This is a genomic window from Bradyrhizobium sp. USDA 336 (genome assembly GCF_044908355.1).
Lineage (GTDB): Bacteria > Pseudomonadota > Alphaproteobacteria > Rhizobiales > Xanthobacteraceae > Bradyrhizobium > Bradyrhizobium yuanmingense.
Genome location: NZ_JBIYDC010000002.1, coordinates 111,814 through 130,305 on the forward strand (window position 1 = coordinate 111,814; position 18,492 = coordinate 130,305).

At 63.7% G+C, this 18,492-nt stretch carries 17 protein-coding genes; 6 read left to right on the forward strand and 11 right to left on the reverse strand.

Going from position 1 to position 18,492, the window contains the following annotated elements; all coding sequences use genetic code 11:
* Positions 1-209: 209 nt before the first annotated feature.
* On the forward strand, positions 210-1,019 hold the full coding sequence (locus ABIA45_RS01230) for a substrate-binding domain-containing protein (RefSeq protein WP_404650915.1): 810 nt from the start codon (positions 210-212) through the stop codon (positions 1,017-1,019).
* Here the strand turns inward: ABIA45_RS01230 and ABIA45_RS01235 are convergent.
* On the reverse strand, positions 993-1,691 hold the full coding sequence (locus tag ABIA45_RS01235) for an ABC transporter permease (protein ID WP_036007971.1): 699 nt from the start codon (positions 1,689-1,691) through the stop codon (positions 993-995). The genes ABIA45_RS01230 and ABIA45_RS01235 overlap by 27 nt on opposite strands.
* A gap of 314 nt (positions 1,692-2,005) precedes the next feature.
* Between ABIA45_RS01235 and ABIA45_RS01240 the strand changes: the two genes are divergently transcribed.
* The 4 genes from ABIA45_RS01240 (at position 2,006) to ABIA45_RS01255 (ending at position 6,205) form a co-directional block, all read left to right on the forward strand.
* Complete coding sequence (locus ABIA45_RS01240; RefSeq protein WP_404650916.1) at positions 2,006-2,857, forward strand: 3-hydroxybutyryl-CoA dehydrogenase; 852 nt, start codon at positions 2,006-2,008, stop codon at positions 2,855-2,857.
* A 139-nt stretch (positions 2,858-2,996) separates the two neighbouring features.
* Positions 2,997-3,461 carry a group III truncated hemoglobin gene (locus ABIA45_RS01245; RefSeq protein WP_275515370.1) on the forward strand — a complete coding sequence of 155 codons (465 nt, stop codon included), beginning with the start codon at positions 2,997-2,999 and terminating at the stop codon, positions 3,459-3,461.
* A gap of 236 nt (positions 3,462-3,697) precedes the next feature.
* On the forward strand, positions 3,698-4,351 hold the full coding sequence (locus ABIA45_RS01250) for a ubiquinol-cytochrome c reductase iron-sulfur subunit (RefSeq protein WP_404650917.1): 654 nt from the start codon (positions 3,698-3,700) through the stop codon (positions 4,349-4,351).
* A 129-nt stretch (positions 4,352-4,480) separates the two neighbouring features.
* Positions 4,481-6,205: a methanol/ethanol family PQQ-dependent dehydrogenase gene (locus ABIA45_RS01255; protein WP_404650918.1), complete on the forward strand. Its 1,725-nt coding sequence runs from the start codon at positions 4,481-4,483 to the stop codon at positions 6,203-6,205.
* 209 nt (positions 6,206-6,414) lie between these two features.
* Here ABIA45_RS01255 and ABIA45_RS01260 read toward each other — a convergent pair whose 3' ends face one another.
* From ABIA45_RS01260 to xoxF5, 7 genes are all read right to left on the reverse strand, one after another.
* Entirely contained in the window at positions 6,415-6,672 is a 258-nt protein-coding gene (locus ABIA45_RS01260) for a hypothetical protein (RefSeq protein WP_404650919.1), read from the reverse strand.
* A gap of 72 nt (positions 6,673-6,744) precedes the next feature.
* A complete protein-coding gene (locus ABIA45_RS01265) occupies positions 6,745-9,057 on the reverse strand; it encodes a molybdopterin cofactor-binding domain-containing protein (RefSeq protein WP_404650920.1) in 2,313 nt (770 codons plus the stop codon).
* Between the two features lies 1 nt (position 9,058).
* Complete coding sequence (locus ABIA45_RS01270; protein ID WP_404650921.1) at positions 9,059-9,511, reverse strand: (2Fe-2S)-binding protein; 453 nt, start codon at positions 9,509-9,511, stop codon at positions 9,059-9,061.
* Between the two features lie 648 nt (positions 9,512-10,159).
* Positions 10,160-10,723 carry an S-(hydroxymethyl)glutathione synthase gene (gene gfa / locus ABIA45_RS01275; protein ID WP_036042003.1) on the reverse strand — a complete coding sequence of 188 codons (564 nt, stop codon included), beginning with the start codon at positions 10,721-10,723 and terminating at the stop codon, positions 10,160-10,162.
* Positions 10,724-10,754: 31 nt separating this feature from the next.
* Entirely contained in the window at positions 10,755-11,864 is a 1,110-nt protein-coding gene (locus ABIA45_RS01280; protein WP_027574628.1) for an S-(hydroxymethyl)glutathione dehydrogenase/class III alcohol dehydrogenase, read from the reverse strand.
* Between the two features lie 60 nt (positions 11,865-11,924).
* Positions 11,925-12,416, reverse strand: a complete 492-nt coding sequence (locus ABIA45_RS01285) for a c-type cytochrome, methanol metabolism-related (protein ID WP_157284197.1) — start codon at positions 12,414-12,416, stop codon at positions 11,925-11,927.
* 116 nt (positions 12,417-12,532) lie between these two features.
* Positions 12,533-14,338 carry a lanthanide-dependent methanol dehydrogenase XoxF5 gene (xoxF5, locus tag ABIA45_RS01290; RefSeq protein ID WP_404539253.1) on the reverse strand — a complete coding sequence of 602 codons (1,806 nt, stop codon included), beginning with the start codon at positions 14,336-14,338 and terminating at the stop codon, positions 12,533-12,535.
* A 513-nt stretch (positions 14,339-14,851) separates the two neighbouring features.
* Between xoxF5 and ABIA45_RS01295 the strand changes: the two genes are divergently transcribed.
* Positions 14,852-15,820, forward strand: a complete 969-nt coding sequence (locus tag ABIA45_RS01295) for a helix-turn-helix domain-containing protein (RefSeq protein WP_025037738.1) — start codon at positions 14,852-14,854, stop codon at positions 15,818-15,820.
* Positions 15,821-15,879: 59 nt separating this feature from the next.
* On the opposite strand, the gene ABIA45_RS01300 is transcribed toward ABIA45_RS01295, so the two are convergent.
* The 3 genes from ABIA45_RS01300 to ABIA45_RS01310 form a co-directional block, all read right to left on the reverse strand.
* Entirely contained in the window at positions 15,880-16,869 is a 990-nt protein-coding gene (locus ABIA45_RS01300; protein WP_271544111.1) for a tripartite tricarboxylate transporter substrate binding protein, read from the reverse strand.
* Positions 16,870-17,200: 331 nt separating this feature from the next.
* A complete protein-coding gene (locus tag ABIA45_RS01305; protein ID WP_404650922.1) occupies positions 17,201-18,130 on the reverse strand; it encodes a substrate-binding periplasmic protein in 930 nt (309 codons plus the stop codon).
* Complete coding sequence (locus ABIA45_RS01310; RefSeq protein ID WP_157283950.1) at positions 18,127-18,480, reverse strand: cytochrome c; 354 nt, start codon at positions 18,478-18,480, stop codon at positions 18,127-18,129. Before ABIA45_RS01310 ends, ABIA45_RS01305 begins: the two co-directional genes overlap by 4 nt.
* Between the last annotated feature and the right edge of the window lie 12 nt (positions 18,481-18,492).

The following is an 18,492-nucleotide window of genomic DNA, read 5'->3' on the forward strand; positions in this document are numbered from 1 at the left end:
ATACTCAAGCCTTTCAACCCCATCGCTACTGTGCATGGGGTTGTTTTTCACTTCTTGTTTTGCAGGCGTGCCTAGCGCGCGCCGGCGCGCTTTTTTTGCCAGACGAGGTGCACCGCGCGCATCAACTCTCGTTGCAATCCAAGCTTGGGGTTCCCGTCGTCGCCGCGAGTCGCTATTCAGAACCGTCATTGTCTGGCCGAGGACGTCGCATGAGGAAGCTTGTTGCCATCGGAGCGGTCCTGCTCTGGTCCACAATCGCATCCGCACAGGATCGCACCATCACCGTAGCTTCAACCACCTCGACGGAACAGTCGGGGCTGTTCGGTCATCTGCTGCCGCTGTTCGCGAAGGCCGAAGGCATCAGCGTGAAGGTCGTCGCCGTCGGCACCGGCCAGGCGCTGGACATCGGGCGGCGCGGCGACGCCGACGTGGTGTTCGTCCATGACAGGCCTGCCGAGGACAGGTTCATGTCCGAAGGGCAGGGCGTGAAGCGCTTCGACGTCATGTACAACGACTTCGTCATCATCGGCCCCAAGAGCGATCCGGCGCAGATCTCAGGCAGCAAGGACGCGGCCGAGGCGCTGCGCAAGATCGCGACGGCGAAGGCGCCGTTCATCTCGCGCGGCGACAAGTCCGGCACGCATGCGGCCGAGCTGAGACTGTGGAAGGAGGCTGGCGTCGACCTCAGTGCCGGCAAGGACATTTGGTACCGGGAGATCGGCCAGGGCATGGGTCCGGCGCTGAACATGGCCTCGTCGTCGAATGCCTACCTCCTGTCGGACCGCGGCACCTGGCTGTCGTTCAAGAACCGTGGCGAACTCGCCATCCTGACCGAGGGTGACAAGCGGCTCTTCAACCAGTACGGCGTCATGCTAGTCAATCCTGCAAAGCATCCGAACGTGAAGGCAAAGGAGGGACAGGCCTTCGTCGACTGGCTGGTTTCGCCGCAAGGGCAGCAAGCGATCGCCGGGTACAAGATTGGCGGCGAGCAGCTATTTTTCCCCAACGCGCCCAACTAGGACGAAGGCGACGGTCGACACCGCGACGCTGAGAGCGAGCAGGATCAGCCCGAGCCCGAGCGCCAGCGGCAGCTCGCCTTTGCTGGTTTCCAGCGCGATCGCCGTCGTCATCGTGCGGGTGAAGCCGCGGATGTTGCCACCGACGATGATGATGGCACCGACTTCCGCAATGGCGCGCCCGAACGCGGCGAGAAAGGCCGTCAGCAACGAGGTCCGGCCGAGCGCGAATAGCAGGGCCATGCTGCGCAGGGCCGACAGCCCGTCGATCCGCGCCAGGTCGCCATACTCCGCCCACAACAGGCTTGCCGGCCGGTGCACCAGCGCCACCACGATCGGCGTCGCCAGCAGCGTCTGCGCGATCACCATGGCGGCCGGCGTGAACAACAAGCCCGCCGCCCCGAACGGGCCGGACCGCGACAGCAAGAGATAGAGCGCGAGCCCGACCACGACCGGCGGAAGCCCGAGCAGGGCATTGGTCAGAATGATGATGATTTGGCGTCCCCGGAAGCGGGTGATCGCAAGCAGGGCTCCAAAGGGGGCGCCGATCAGGAGCGCCAGGATGCTGGCGGTCAGGCTGACCCGCAACGACAGGGCGACGATGCCCAATAGCTCGGTGTCGGCGTCGCCGATCAGCGCAAAGGCGGCACCGATGGATCGTGCGAAATCGTTCATCCGGTCTCGGGCAAGCCCCTGTTCCGCGGTAGCCCCGCGCCGCCCTTCTCGCTGCTGCCGCTGCCATAATCAAGGGGCCAGGGGGGGGCAGCCCCGCCGGAGCCGTTGGAGAAGGGCTCAGGATGATCGGTAAACGCGCGAAGGACCCATAATCGAGGCACCTGGCGGCCCCGCGGGCGGCTTTCTTCCGGCCTCGGATGCGCTAAGGAACAGGATCGGGTCGCGCCGGCCCAATGGCGGTGCTAGACCCTAATGCAGGAACAATGGAGCCGGGCTGCGACTGGCGCGCCCGCAAGGATGAAGGATGTGACGCAATGATCCAGACCGTTGGCATCATCGGGGCAGGGACCATGGGGAACGGCATCGCGCAGGTCTGCGCGGCCGCCGGCCTCTCGGTCGTAATGGTCGATATTTCCGATGCGGCGGTGAACCGCGGCCTTTCGACCGTCGGCGGAAGCCTCGAGCGGCTGGTCAAAAAAGAGAAGATGTCGGCGGCCGACCGCGAGGCGACGCTCAAGCGCATCACCGGCACCACGGACCGGGCGAAGCTGTCGGATTGCGACCTCGTCATCGAGGCCGCGACCGAGAACGAGGAGCTCAAGGTCGAGATCCTGAAGGATCTCTGCGCCACCCTGTCGCCGCGCACGCTGATCGCGACCAACACCTCCTCGATCTCGATCACCAAGCTCGCCGCCGCGACCGACCGTCCCGACCGCTTCATCGGCATGCACTTCTTCAACCCGGTGCCGGTGATGGCGCTGCTCGAGCTCATCCGCGGCCTGCAGACCTCGGACGACACCCATGCCAAGGCGCTGGATTTCGCCAAGCGCGTCGGCAAGGTGGCGATCACGGCCAAGAACAGCCCGGGCTTCGCCGTCAACCGCATCCTCTGTCCGATGATCAACGAGGCGATCTTCGCGCTCCAGGAGGGCATCGCGACGGCGGAAGAGATCGACGCGGGCATGAAGCTCGGCTGCAACCATCCGATCGGGCCGCTCGCACTTGCCGATCTCGTCGGGCTCGACACCATGCTTTCGGTGATGGAGGTCTTTTACAAGGGCTTCAACGATCCTAAATATCGGCCAGCGCCGCTGCTGAAAGAGATGGTCGATGCCGGCCATCTCGGCCGCAAGACCGGGCAGGGCTTCTACACTTATACCGCCTGATGAAGGCATTGGCGGCGGGCGCCTTGGCGTCCGTCGCCAGATCCCGCAATTTGCGCTGCGACAAAGACGCCGCGTGCGATAGGCCTGACAATGTCGGACGGGCGGCTCGCGGGAACAACGGAACGGATAGCAAAGGATCATGTCGGATCGACTGAAGGCCGAGCGGGAAGCTGCGGCCGCGCGGCGGAGCCTGCTGACCCAGGATGCGATCGAGCGCACCGGAATCACCGAGGAGATGATTGGAGAACTCGTCACCCGCTTCTACGGACGCGTGCGCGAGGACGCGCTGTTGGGGCCCGTCTTCGGCGTCGTGCGGAATTGGGACGAGCATCTCGCCAAGCTCAGGGATTTCTGGTCGTCGGTCGTGCTGATGAGCGGCCGCTATCATGGCTCGCCGATGCGGGCACACCTGCCGCTCAGCCTGGCCGGCGGCCATTTCGATCGCTGGCTCGATCTGTTCGAGCAGACCGCGCGCGAGGTCTGCCCGCCGGCGGCGGCTGCGCTGTTCATCGACAAGGCGCGTCGTATCGCCGACAGCTTTGAGATGGCGTCGGCAACACTTGCGGGCCGCATCGCTTCGCCGCGTCACGTGCTCAGGTCGTGAAGGACACGATGCCTGGGTGGGATTCCGCATCCGTCGTGGCATCGCAGCAATTCCTCCATCATCGGATCTGATCTGCGAAATCATCATGCCATTCGCGCAACGCGATGCAGAAATCGCGAAAACGCGCTTGAACGCATTTACTCCTACGCAATCAACGCGAGCAAAGCCATATTGATGCACTGCGGCGCCAAGTCTTCGCCTTGTTTTCGGCAGAGTTCCAGCGCCTGCTAGCGGGCATGGCACGCGCATCGTTCGATACCCATTCATCATCTTCCGAACATGCTACGGAACCCGACGTCGAAGCGGGCACCGAACAGACACGGCGATCCCTGCTGCTTGGTGCGATGGCGACGACGGCGTGTCTCGGCTGTTCAACCAGGGCCCGCGCAGGTGAGGATCCGCCCGGCTCGGATGAGCGGCCGCAGAAAGGCGATCTGCTCGTCTTCTCCGAAGGTGACCAGGAGGGAAAGCTCATCACTGCGGCTGATCTCAAGGTCGGTGGACCGCCGATCCATGCCTGGCCGAAGGACCCCACCACATGGGTGGTGCGCAGCGCCTCGCGGCTCAACGAAATCCTGATCATCAAGCTCGATCCCGCCGACCTCGACGAGAAGACCCGCGCGCGCGCCGTCGACGGCATCATCGCCTATTCGGCGATCTGCTCGCATGCGGGCTGTCCCGTCACCGCCTGGGTGAAGAGCGATGTCGGCGACAAGGAGGTTTTCAAGTGCATGTGCCACAACTCCGAATTCGATCCCCGCGCGGGCGCGCAGGTCGTGTTCGGGCCGGCGCCGCGGCGGCTTGCAGCGCTGCCGCTGGCGCTCGCTGACGGTTCGCTCAGCGTCGCTGGCAATTTCATGGGAAAGGTAGGTGGCACACAGCCAGGATGATGGACGGTTGCGGGCTGGGCCCGCCTCACGACTAGCCGCCACCGCCGAAGGGCGGGCGACGGGACCAACGACAAGAATTCACAACAAGAATTCAAGCGGATGAAAAGGGGAACGTCCATGGAAACTTCCATGATCAGGAAGCAATGGTTACTGTCCGGCTTGGTCGCCTTCACGTGTCTTGCCTCAACCGCCGCCCTATCGGGTCCGATCGAGAGTTATTCTCCGGTCACCGCGCAGCGGCTGGAAAACCCCGAGCCCCACAACTGGATGCTCTACCGGCGCACCTATGACGGGCACGGCTATAGCCCGCTCGACCAGATCAACACCTCCAACGTGAAGAACCTCACACCGGTTTGGACTTTTTCCACTGGCGTGGTCGAAGGCCATCAGGCCCCGCCGATCGTCAACAATGGCGTGATGTTCGTGACGACCCCAATGGGCCAGGTGATCGCGCTGAATGCGAAGACCGGCGACGAATACTGGCGCTACAAGCGGCAGCTTCCTGACGATCTATTCCAGCTGCATCCGACCAACCGCGGCGTCGGTCTGTGGGAGGACAAGCTCTACCTCGCCACCACGGACGACCACGTGGTCGCGCTCGATGCCAAGACCGGCAAGGTGCTGTGGGACACCAAGGTGCAGGACTACAGGAAGGGCCAGTACCTCACCCTGATGCCCTTGATCGTCGACGGTAAGGTCATTGTCGGCGGCTCCGGCGGCGAGTTCGGCGTACGTGGCTATATCGTGGCTTATGATGCCAAGGACGGTAAGGAGCTGTGGCGGACCTACACCATCCCCGGTGAAGGCGAGCCCGGCCACGAAACCTGGCAAGGCGACGACTGGAAGAACGGCGGTGGATCGGCCTGGATGACCGGCAATTACGACAAAGAGACCAAGACGATCTATTGGGGTGTCGGCAATGCCGCGCCATGGCCCGGCGACTCGCATCCCGGCGACAATCTCTATACTGCATCGGTGCTCGCGCTCGATCCCGGCACCGGCAAGATCAAGACTTATTTCCAGTACCACCAGAACGATTCCTGGGATTGGGACGAGGTCGATGCGCCGATGCTGATCGATCTGCAACGCAACGGTCGTACCATCAAGAGCCTGGTCCATCCGGGACGCGATGCGATCTTCTGGGTGCTCGAGCGGACTCCGACCAAGATCAATTATGTCGCCGGATGGCCGTTCGTCTTCACCGACGTCTGGAAGGGTATCGACGAGACCGGCAAGCCGATCGTGGATCCTGCGCACAAGCCGGTGATCGGCAAGCGCGTCGAGTTCTGTCCCTCGCTCTGGGGCGGCAAGGATTGGCCGTCGGCGGCCTACAGCCAGAGGACCGGCCTCGTCTACGTGCCTGCCAACGAGAATTTCTGCGGCGGCTTCACCGGCGAGAAAGTGCCGCTCAAGCCGGGCGAGCTCTGGCTCGGCACCAAGCCGGAGGACATCGGCCTGAAGACAAAGCCGGGCGCGGATCACTTTGGCGAGCTCCAGGCCTGGGATCCCGCAACCGGCAAGAAGCTATGGCAGCACAACTTCCCCAAGTCGCACCTGTTCGGATCGGTCACGGCGACCGCGGGCGATCTGGTCTTCGTCGGCGGGACCAACGACCGCTATTTCCGCGCCTTCCACGCCAAGACGGGCGAATTGTTGTGGGAGCAGAAGACCAACTCCGGCATCGTCGGCATGCCGGTGTCATATGAGATCGATGGCACGCAGTACATCGCGATCCAGTCGGGCTGGGGTGTCGACGCGCAGCGCATCCAGGATGCACTCGTGACCAACAATATCGGCATTGAAGCCAACGTGCCGCAGGGCGGCGTCGTCTGGGTCTTCGCGCTCAAGAAATAGCTCCGCGGGCGGATCGAAAGAAGCGGAGCAGTTGGGGGGTGGCGAATGCGGCGGATGGCAACGTCCGCCGCATTTGTTTGCGATGAGCGCCGAGCGCGCCATGCACTCGTCGTCATGCCCGGGCTTGTCCCGGGCATCCACGTCTTCGTGCCGCGGTAAGCCGTGGATGGCCGGGACAAGCCCGGCCATGACGGCATGTGGTGCGAGGACTACTTTCCCTCGCGCTCGACCTTGTCCTTCTCCTTCTGATTCATCTCGCGAATCTTCGGATCCGGATTGTGCTGCCCGGTGGTCTGGGTGGTGGAGGCGGGTGGGGCGTTGGCGTTGGGCAGCGAAGTCTGGTCGGGGCCGGTGGGGCGCGTCGCAGTGGCCGGCGGCGTCGTGTTGCTCTGGGCGAATGCGCCCGCGGCGGTCAAAAGAAAGGCGCCCGACAGCGAGACTGTGAGCGCCCTTGAGATGTTGGTCATCGATCTGCTCCTGTCAGATCGATGGAAACGGCGCGAGGCGGCTTGTGTTCCGCCTCGCACTTCGGTTCCGTCTCACGCCTCCAATTGCTTGCCGATCGGAAGTGCGCGGATGCGTTTTCCCGTCGCTGCGAAGATCGCGTTGATCAGGGCTGGCGCGAACGGAGGAACGCCGGGCTCGCCGACGCCGCTCGGCGGCGTGTCGGGTCCGGGCGGTACGATGTAGACGTTGGTCACCACAGGCGAGTCGTCCATCCTGACGACCTGGAAGTCGTCAAAATTCTTCTGTTGGACCTTGCCGTCCTTGAAGGTGATCTCGCCGTATTTGGCGAGACTGAGCCCCATGATTGCCGCGCCCTCAATCTGCGAAGCGATGCGCTCGGGGTTGACATAGGTGCCGCAATCGATCGCGGTGTCGACCCGCGGCACCGTCAGCTTGCCCTTGTCGTCGACGGCGACCTCGACGACGGTCGCGATGTAGCTGACGAAGCTGCGGTGCACGGCGATGCCGAGACCGTGGCCCTTCGGCACCTTTCGTCCCCATTCCCCCTTCTCGGCGACCAGCTCGACCACTTTGCGCAGGCGTGCGGTGTCGATCGGGTAGCTGTCCTGGGGCTCGCCGTAGTTCCAGAGGTCCTTCACGTTGGGCTTGACGATGCGAGGCGGGCCGATCAGCTCGAGCAGCATGTCTTTCTGGTCGCGCCCGGTTGCCTGCGCGATCTCGCCGACCATCGACTGGACGGCGAAGGCGCGCGGAATGTTCGAGACCGCGCGGAACCAGCCGATGCGCGTGAACGCCGCGGCTTCCGGGTTCTCACACGAGATGTTCGCGATCTCGAATGGCATATCGACCAGACCCATGCCGATCTCGAACGGCGCCTGATGCACCGTGCCGGCGGCAAAGGTCGAGGCGATGCTGGGAGCCACGCTGCGGTGGCGCCAGGCGATCACCTTGCCGCTCTTGTCGAGGCCGGCCTCGATGCGCTCGACCGAGACGGTGTGCACGAAGCCGTTGTGGATGTCGTCCTCCCGCGTCCATTGCACCTTCACCGGCGCGCCGAGCTCCTTCGAGAGCAGCGCGGCTTCGAGCGCAAAGTCGCATTTCGACTTGCGTCCGAACCCGCCGCCGAGCAGCGTCACGTTGACCGTGACGTTGGCCTCGGGAATGCCGAGCGTCTTGGCGACGTCCTCGCGGGTGCCGCCGGGGCTCTGCACCGGCGCCCAGATCTCGGCCCTGTCGCCCTTGACGTCCGCGACCGCCACCGGCGTCTCCATGGCGACATGGGCGAGATGCGGAAGGTAATATTCGCCGACGATCACCTTGTCGGCGCTCTTCAGGGCAGCGTCCGCATCGCCCTCCTTGCGCAGCACGAGCCCCGGCTTGCGCGAGGCCTCCTCGAGCTCCTTGCGGTAGGCGACGGAGTCGTATTTGCCGTTCGGACCGTCGTCCCAGGTCAGCTTCAGCGCGTCGCGCCCCTTGATCGCCGCGCCCGTGTTGCGCGCGATCACTGCGACGCCGCCGAGCGGCTGGAATTTCGAGGGCCACGGCCAGCCGCGCACCTGCATCACCTTCTCGACACCGGGGACCTTCAGCGCCTCCGCTGGCTCGAACTTGACCAGCTTGCCGCCGGTCACCGGCGGACGGGCGATCACGGCATATTTCATGCCGGGCAGCCGCACGTCGGCGCCGTATTGCGCCTTGCCGGTGGTGATGTCGTGGAGATCGACGATGCCGATCTGACCCTTGCCGAGATATCGGAAGTTCTTGGGGTCCTTCAGCTTGAGGCCCTCGATGCTGGGCACCGATTCCTTGGCGGCGTCGGCAGCGAGCTCGCCGAAGCCGAGCTTGCGGCCGCTGGCGCTGTGCACGACCTCGTGGTTGACCGCCTTGACCTCGGTTGCCGGCACGCCCCAGCGCTTGGCCGCGGCCTGCTCCAGCATCGTGCGGGCGGAGGCGCCGATCTGGCGCATCGGGATCAGATAATGCCGCGTGCTGCGCGAGCCGTCAGTGTCCTGGTTGCCGAACTTGACCTCGTCGCCATGGGCTTGTTGCACCTTGACTCTGGACCAGTCGGCCTCCATCTCCTCCGCCACGATCAGCGGCAGGCTCGTGCGCACGCCGGTGCCCATTTCCGAACGATGCCCGACGATGGTGACGATGCCATCCGCGCCCACGGAAACGAACACGCGCGGATCGACGACGACGCCATGCGGCATTTTGCCGGCGCCGGTCTCATAGGCGAGCGCCTGGCGCGACATCACGGGGGCGGCGAGCACGAAGCCGCCGGTGACGCCGAGCCCCTTCAGGATGCTGCGACGCGACACCTTCTCGACCTTGATGTGCTTTTCGAAGCCGCGAAGCTTGCGGGGATTGTCGATGAAGTTCATGTCACACTCCCGTCGATGCGAGATGGACGGCATTCTCGATGCGCTGGTAGCAGCCGCAACGGCAGATGTTGCCGGACATCGCCTCGCGGATCTGATCGTGCGACGGCTTTGGATTGTCCATCAGAAGCGCCGCGGCCTGCATGATCTGGCCGGTCTGGCAGAAGCCGCATTGGGGCACGTTGAGCTGGCGCCACGCCTTCTGCACCGGGTGATCGCCGTTCGGATGCAGCCCTTCGATCGTGGTGACCTCGCGTCCGGCGACGTCGTTGACGGACGTGATGCAGGCGCGCACCGCTTGCTTGTCGACGATGACCGTGCAGGAGCCGCACAGGGCCTGGCCGCAGCCGTATTTGGTGCCGGTGAGACCGGCCTCGTCACGCAGGAACCAGAGTAGCGGGAGATCCGGGTCACCGTCCCAGCTCTGTTCCTGGCCGTTGATCTTCACCTTGATCATGATCGTGCCTCGCTCTTCATAAGCATGCCAAATTCAAAGTCCGCCGACGCCGGTCGGCGACCGCTCGTGCGTCGTCTCGCCACATCCCGCCGTAGTCCCGCGCGGGCAAATCCCGGAGGGAGGCAGGAACGCAGGTAGCGAAGTCTGGATGTGCTCGATACCTCCCGTTTTCTTCTTAATTGATTGTACGTCGTGCGGCATCGTGACGGCGCGACCCTAGCAGAGATCGCGCCGACCTGGCGTTCACAGCCGAGTGTTCTCACCGGGAAAAGATTGCATCGACGGTTTGTCAAAAGCAGGGCGCGTCATCCGCCACGTTGCGCATCAAATGGGCGCAACGAAAAAAGCTTCGTCCGCCGGCTGCACCGAACGGACGAAGCAGTAGGCCTCAGTCGAGGGAGGGAGAACGCAGAGCACCGCGAACTTCAAGCAGGAAGCGGACGGTCCTGCGCAGTCATTCAGAGACCAAGACTGAGGAGCCGATGGTCCTCACCCACGCGTGGTGCAGAAGCGGCGGCATCGCGCCGCGGTGGTCCCGGCAGCGGGGACCGTGAGGCTCGCTGGCGGCAACGAACGCCAGCGAGCTGCAGATGGTGTAGCCAAGATCCGGCGGCCGGCCAGTTCAGGCGGGCGTCCCAGGCAGTCTTCCTAAGCGGCTTTGGCCTTCGCGACATGGGTCGCGATCGCGTCCATCAGGGCCGGGGACAGGCAGTCATAGGGCTCGAGGCCGATCTCCTTCAGCCGCGAACGGATGCCGGCCATCTGCTCGGGCTTCACACCCGATTCGATCACGGAGGAAACGAAGGCGGCGAATTGCGGCGCCTGCGAGCCCTGCTCCTGGAACAGTTCGGGATGGATGAAGTCGAGTCCGTAGAACGGATGGTTCTTGTTCTCGATCCTGCCGTACATGTGCGTGCCGCAGGCCTTGCAGGCGTAACGCTGGATCACCGCGGAGGGGTCGACGATCTGGAGCTTGTCGCCGTTCTCGAGCACGGTGACGTTCTGGCGCGGCACGACGGCGACGACGGAGAAGGTCGCGCCCTGCGGCTTCCAGCACTTGGTGCAGCCGCAGGCGTGATTGTGGGCGACGTCGCCCTTGATGCCGACCTTCACCGGATGGTCGCTGCATTTGCAGGCCAGCGTGCCGCCGGCGAAGCTGCCGCTGCCTTGCTTGATGCCGTTGTCGATCGAGGGATGGAGTGCAACAGTCATGGTCGATCCTCCTTGGTGTGACGTTTTCGAGCTAGAACACGACGACTGAACGAATGGATTTGCCCTCGTGCATGAGGTCAAAGCCCTTGTTGATCTCCTCGAGCTTGAGCACGTGGGTGATCATCGGATCGATCTGGATCTTTCCGTTCATGTACCAGTCGACGATCTTCGGCACGTCGGTGCGCCCGCGCGCGCCGCCGAAGGCCGTGCCGCGCCAGTTGCGGCCGGTGACGAGCTGGAACGGGCGGGTGGCGATCTCCTTGCCGGCCTCCGCGACGCCGATGATGATCGAGGTGCCCCAGCCGCGATGGCAGGCCTCCAGTGCCTGGCGCATCACGGTGGTGTTGCCGGTGCAATCGAAGGTGTAGTCGGCGCCGCCGTCGGTGAGGCCGACGAGGTGCTGAACGATGTCGCCGGTGATCTTCTTCGGGTTGACGAAGTCGGTCATGCCGAACCTGCGACCCCATTCCTCCTTGGAATCGTTGATGTCGACGCCGATGATCTTGTCGGCGCCGGCCATCTTGGCGCCCTGGATGACGTTGAGGCCGATGCCGCCGAGGCCGAACACGACCACGTTGGAGCCCGGCGTCACCTTGGCGGTGTTGACGACGGCGCCGACGCCGGTGGTGACGCCGCAGCCGATGTAGCAGCTCTTGTCGAACGGCGCGTCCTCGCGGATCTTGGCGACCGCGATCTCGGGCAACACGGTAAAGTTCGAGAAGGTCGAGCAGCCCATGTAGTGGTAGATCGGCTTGCCCTTGTAGGAGAAACGGCTGGTGCCGTCGGGCATCACGCCCTTGCCTTGCGTCGCGCGGATCGCGGTGCAGAGATTGGTCTTCTGGCTGAGGCAGCTTTTGCACTGCCGGCATTCCGGCGTGTAGAGTGGGATGACGTGATCGCCCGGCTTCACCGAGGTCACGCCCGGGCCGATCTCGCGGATGATGCCGGCTCCCTCATGTCCCAGGATCGACGGGAAGATTCCCTCGCTGTCGAAGCCGTCGAGCGTGTAGGCGTCGGTATGGCAGATACCCGTCGCCTTGATCTCGACCAGGACTTCGCCGGCCTTCGGGCCTTCCAGATCGACCTCGACGATCTCGAGCGGCTTCTTGGCTTCGAAAGCAACGGCGGCACGTGTCTTCATCGGTAGCTCCTCAAATTCTCATCAGACGCCAAGAAGTAGTCCTGGCAGCCCTCGTAACGTTCATTTCTTGCCCATGCAGGCGTCTTCAGCCTGGGTATAGGCCTCCGTCTTCTCCTCCTTTTTCGCAGGACGCTGCCGGCCCAAGGCGTCGGTGGAGCGCGCGCGGAGATAGACGTAGAGATCGTCCATGTAGCAGGCGACGTTCGGGTTATCGCCGAAGGCCGGCATGACGTTCTCCTGCGCGGTCGAGATGCTCTTGCGGCCGGAGGCGACCACGCCGAGGAAGTCGCCGTAACTCATCGACTTGACGGAATCCCTGAGCGCGGGCGCGTAGGTCGATCCCATGCCGTCGGGACCGTGACACACGTGACAATCCGAGTGATAGCGGCGGTATCCGGAATAGGTGAACCAGTCCACGGTGCCGTCGGCCGAGATCTTGTAGGTCGGGTTTCCGTCCTTATCGAGCCACTTTCCGTCGTCTTCCTTCTTCACAGCGGTCGGGTCGCCCGGACCCTCTGCGACCGCGATTCCTCCGGATACAACGAAGATCATCATCACAGCAATGACAGAGCAGATTTTACGCAAGAGATTTGTTCCTCGGCCGGCATTCGGTGGAGACGAGCCGGCGCGTGGAACGATCCACGCGCCGGAGCTATGCTAAGCGAGGCCTAGTTCGGCAGCGAGAACACGGTCAGCGTACCGCCGAGTGCCGTGTAGTTGCTGAGGGCCGCGTAGCCGCCGACGGCGCCGAGGCCTGCGGTCGGATCAGTCAGGCCTGCCGCGAGACCAATGCCGGCCCAGCCGCCCACGCCGGAGAGCACGGCAATGTACTGTTTGCCGTTGTTCTCATAGGTGGTGACGTTGCCGATGATGCCGGACGGAGTCTTGAACTTGTAGAGCTCCTTGCCGGACTTGGCATCGACCGCCTTCAGGTAGCCTTCGAGCGTGCCGTAGAACACCACGCCGCCTGCCGTTGCGAGCGCACCCGACCAGACCGAGAACTGCTCCTTGTTCGACCAGACGATTTTGCCGGTCTTGTTGTCCCAGGCGATGAAGTTGCCCATGTGGCTTTCACCCTGGGGCGGGTACATCGAAAGCGTCGCCCCCACATAGGGCTGGCCTGCGGTGTAGCTCACCTTGAACGGTTCGTAGTCCATGCAGACGTGGTTGGTCGGAACGTAGAACAGCTGCGTGTCCGGCGAGTAGGCCGCCGGCTGCTGGTCCTTCGTGCCGAGCGCGGCCGGGCAGATGCCCTTGGTGTTCTTGTCCTCTCCGCCGTGCTCGGTGGAATATTGGGCGACGACCTTCGGACGGCCATAGGTCGGCGAGTTCTTGTCCATGTCGACGCCGCTGGTCCAGTTCACTTTGGGATCGTACTTCTCGGCAACCAGCAGTTCGCCGGTGTCGCGATCCATGGTGTAGGCGAGGCCGTTGCGGTCGAAGTGCGTCAGCAGCTTGCGGTTCTGACCGTTGATCTGCTGGTCGCTGAGGATCATTTCGTTGACGCCGTCATAATCCCATTCGTCATGGGGCGTCATCTGGTAGACCCACTTCGCCATGCCCGTGTCGGCATCGCGGGCGAAGATCGCCATCGACCATTTGTTGTCGCCGGGACGCTGCTTCGGGTTCCAGGTCGAGGGATTGCCCGACCCGTAATAGACAAGGTTCAGAGCGGGATCGTAGGAGAGCCAGCCCCAGGTGCAGCCGCCGCCGATTTTCCACTGATCGCCCTGCCAGGACTTCAGCGAAGAGTCCGGGCCGACCGGCTTGCCGAGCGACGTCGTCTTCACCGGATCGACCTTAATCTGATCGTCCGGACCTGTGGAATAGGCGCGCCAGACCTGCTTGCCGGATTTGAGGTCGTATGCCGTGACATGGCACTGCACGCCGAACTCCCCGCCGGATATGCCGACGAGGACCTTGTCCTTGACGACCAGGGCCGCCGAAGTACCGGTCTCGCCCTTTGCCGGGTTGCCATTGGTGGCCGACCAGGCCACCTGACCGGTCTTTGCATCGAGCGCCACGAGGTTGGTGTCGGCCTGATGCAGGATGATCTTGCCGTCGCCATAGGACAGGCCGCGGTTGACGGTGTCGCAGCACATCACGGGGATGACGTTGGGATCCTGCTTCGGCTCGTATTTCCAAACGATCTTGTTCTCTTGCGAAAGGTCAATGGCGTAGACCTTGTTAGGGAACGGCGTGTGGACGTACATCATGTTGCCGATGATCAGCGGGCCGCCCTCGTGGCCACGCAGCACGCCGGTCGAGAAGGTCCAGGCAACTTGGAGCTTCCCGACATTCTGTGCGTTGATCTGGTTTAGCTTCGAATAGCGGGTATTGGCGTAGTCGCCCGCCGGCATCACCCAGTCTTTCGGGTTTTGCGACATCTTGATCAGCTCGTCATTTGCTGAAGCGCTGCCGACGGCGAGAGCCGCCGCCGAACCAAGACAGGTCGCCAGAAGCACCTTGCGCATAGTTATTCCTCCGTTGGTCTCGTTTATTATTTCCGAAGCGTTGCTCAATCGCCGGGCTTCTCGTCCGGCGTCTGCTCGTGCAGGGCGGTCACGATGGGGACCAGAAACGATGCTGTGCTGTTTCCTCCTCCTGATGAGAGCCACGGGTCCACGTGCAGGAGCGGCCCGTTCTTGTTGTTCCTGCCGCAATCCCTAACGGCTTCGCCATCGGGAAACTTGCCCAAGAGCGAAGGCGGTTTGCTCGACAGCGCACGGAGGTGAAGATTTTGATTTTGCAGTAGCGAATTCAGCGGCTTCGGTGCGCCCTCGAGGCCGCCTCGGCGCTCAGGTTCCCCTTGACGGCGCTGCAACTAAGGCGGAGGATTAAGTTTCAAGAGTGGCAATGGAACGATGGCGCTCGTTGCAAGAGACCGCTCAAATGCGAGGTAAACGTCACGCAATCACGGCTGAGGGCTCCGGCAGCGCTGGTTGCGATTCGCGCCGAATCTCCGGATCAAATCAGTGGCTGGATTAATGTCCGACACCATTCACACGCTCTCGACGACCGGAATGACGCCGAAGCGGCAGATCCAGAGCTGGATCGACGGGCTCACGAGCCTGTGCGGGCATTTCGACGTCGATCCGCTGGAGGCTTCCTCGCTCGAAGGTCGCATCGATTACACCACGGTCTCGCGCCTGAAGCTCTGCCAGATCGAGGTCAGCCAGCATCGCATCGCGCACACGCTGGCGCGCGCCAAGGCCAATGAACACCCGTACATAAAAATCCACTTCCAGACCTACGGCGTGTCTTATTTCGAACAAGAAGGCCGTCACATCGAGATCAATCCGGGCGACATCATTGCCTATGACGTCTCCTGTCCGCATTCGATCATCAGCCCCGCCTTTACCCGACATGACGTGGTGATCGTGCCGAAGGCGCTGCTGCGCGACCGCGGATTCCCGTCGCAGCGGATGCCGGCGTGCAAATTGACGGCGAAGACGGGGACCGGGCGGATCGCCCACGATTTCGTCCACGCCACCTTCGACGAGGCGGCAAAGCTGTCCGCCAACAGCGCGGTCGGCGTCGCGGATTCACTGATCGACCTGTTGCTGCTGCCGCTGCGCGAAGCCGACACGATGTTCGATCGTGTCGGGCCCGAAGCGATGTATGTGCGCGCGCAGTTCTTCATCCGGGAGCACTTGCGCGACCCGGATCTGTGCATCGACCAGATCTCGGCCGAGCTCGGTTGCTCCAAGCGCTATCTGCACATGCTGTTCTCGGAGCGCGGCACCACGGTGAGTGACTACATCTGGCAGGCGCGGCTGCAGAACTGCCGCCAGGAGCTCGAGGCCCACGCCGGCAAGACTATCACCGACGTTGCCTTCTCCTGGGGGTTCTCCAGCTCATCGCATTTCAGCCGGGTGTTCCGGAAATACTTCGGCGTGGTGCCGTCCTCGATCCACAAGGCACAGCAGGGCGCTGCGAGCTCGGGCGAGCATTAGACACGGTTTTTCCAAAAGCGGCCGGCGAGGCCCTCCTCGTGATGTGCCCAACTTTCTGATCAGGCCGGCTCGAGGCCCAACGACTTCGCGCTCTCGATCCAGATCGGCAGCTCGCGCTGGTACAGCGCATTGGTTTCCTTGAAGCCGATCGCGGGCTCGAGCACGAAAGTCGAGAGAACCTCCTTCACTTTCGGATCGGTGTTGGCGGCGACGCAGAGCTCGGCCAGGCGGTCGACGACGGCTTGCGGCGTCGCCTTGGGCACGGCCCAGCCGGTGAATCCGCTCACGGTGAAGAATTTCGACGTCGCGCCCTGCTCGGGAAGGGTCTTGATCGCGGGGATCGCATCGACCTTCTTCGAATGCACGGCGAACACCGTGCCGCGGTCGCTTTGCAGGACCGACTGCGCGGCCGTGTAGCTGCCCATCGCGGCATCGAGGGTGCCTTCCAGCATTCCCGTCCACATCGGCGCCTCGCCGCGATAATGCACCGGCTCGATGTTGAGGCCGTACTGCTTGTTGAGCTCGTTGACAGTCATGTGCGGGGCCGAGCCCGCGCTGTAGGTGCCGAAGTTCACCTTGCCGCTCTTGCGCGCGAAGGCGACGAAATCCTCCAGCGTCTTAACCCCTGTTTTCGGGTTCGCGACCAGCAACAGGCCCGCGCCGGGAATGACGCTGACGAGCGTCAAATCCTTGTCCATGTCGTAGCCGGGATTTTTCATCACCACACGGTTCATGATGTAGGTGGTCGAGATCGAGCACAGGATGGTGTGGCCGTCGGGCTCGGCGCGGGCGACTTCCGCCGTCCCGATCGCGCCGGAGGCGCCGGGCTTGTTCTCGATGACGACGGTCTTGCCGACCTGCTTGGAGATGAACTCGCCATAGGCGCGCGCGAGCAGGTCGGTCTGGCCGCCGGCGGGATAGCTGCAGATCATGCGAATCTGCCGCGCCGGCCAGCTGCCCTGTGCCGATGCGCCGCGCGCGACGAGCGGCATCGCCAGTGCACTGGTCCCGGCGGCGATGAAGTGGCGGCGATCGAGCTTGGCGGACATGATTCTCTCCCTGATTTTTGCCGAACCTACTGCATCCGGCTGTCGCTGCCATCGGTCGCAGGCGAGACAGATTGGCGCATTCGATTGGTCTGCGCGGTGCCTATTCGGTGATCACCCGGACGCGCAGATTGCTGGCGATGGCCGGGGAATTCACGGGGCACCGATGGACGAATGAAATGCCTCCAGTATACGAAGGGAGACGCCGCTAGCCACATCCTCCGTCATTTCGGGATGCGTGCGCAGCACGCAGGCCCGGAATCCATCGCCCCGCATGCGCTGCTGATAAATGGATTCCGGGCTCGCCCTGCGGGCGCCCCGGAATGACGGTGCCTCACCGCTGGATGATCTTGGTCCAGACATCGCCGAGGATCGCGGGCTCGCGCGGCGGCAGATAGGTGAGGCCGGCCTGCTTGCCGAATTCGGCGATCTTGCCCGAAGCCGTGAGCTCCGTCAGCGCCTTGTTGACGGCCGCGATCAGCGCGCCATCGCTGGCGAGCCCGACATAGCCGCGATTGGCTCCGATCGGATAATAGTAGCCGGACGCCGTGATCGCCGTGTCCGGGTGCGCGGCGCGATGGGCGTCGAAGCGGGCAAGATCGATCAGCGTCGCGTCATGGTCGCCGCGCTCGAGTCCGCCGAGGAGATCGTCGCGGCCGGGGACGAGATGGGTGATGTTGTCGATCAGGCGTCCCTTGTCGAAGGTCATCAGGATGGCGTCGCCGAGCGATCCGCTTTCGATGGCGAGACGAAGGCCGGCGAGATCGCCGATGTCGCCGACCTTGCGCCCGCGGGCCTTTGGCCCCAGCACCACCGTCATCGGCGAATAGATGTAGGGCTGGCTCGGCGCGAGCACGCCGAGCGGGACGCGGCGCCGCCGATCGTCGCGCGTGGCGCCGGCGAAACCCGGCAAGCGCGCCGTCTTCATCCCGGGTGCGACAAGCGAATCCTGCGTCAGCGCGTAGCCGCCGACCAGCGAGCAGCGCCCGTCCGAGAGCAACGCGTTGGCCTCGAGCTGCGGGCTCGAATCCTCATCCAGCCTGCTCTCGAACCACTGGATCTTCAGCGGGCGTCCCATCCGCTCGGCGATTGCCTGCGCCAGCAGCACGTCGAAGCCGGCATCCGGCTTGTCGCGGCGATGCACCGAGAGCGGCGGCCGGTCCTCGTCGAGACAGACCTTCAGAGGATCGTCGGCTGCGAGAGCGACCGACACCATCGCGGACAGAATGGCCGCAACGCTCCAGGCAACGCGCCGGCCCCTCATGGCTTCCTCCGGCTGGAGACGAACGCCCAGAGGTTTCCGATCTCGTCGTCGCTGAGAATGTCGGCCCAGGGTGGCATCTTGTTGTTCTTGCCGTTCTTCACCGTGGTGACGAAGCGCGTCTTGTCGTCGGGAATGGCACGCAGATCCGGCGTGACGGTGCCGGAATTCATCAGATTGGGGCCGTGGCAGTGCGAGCATTTCGAGGCGTAGGTCGACTTGCCATGGTCGATCTGCGCCTGCATGGAATTGCCGGTGGTGTCATCGGCGCGGACGGTCGCCGCATGCGCGACCGACAGCACCGCGACGGCGGCGATCATCGCCGCCGTCTTGTGAGGGATCACTTTCAGCATCGTACCCGTGTT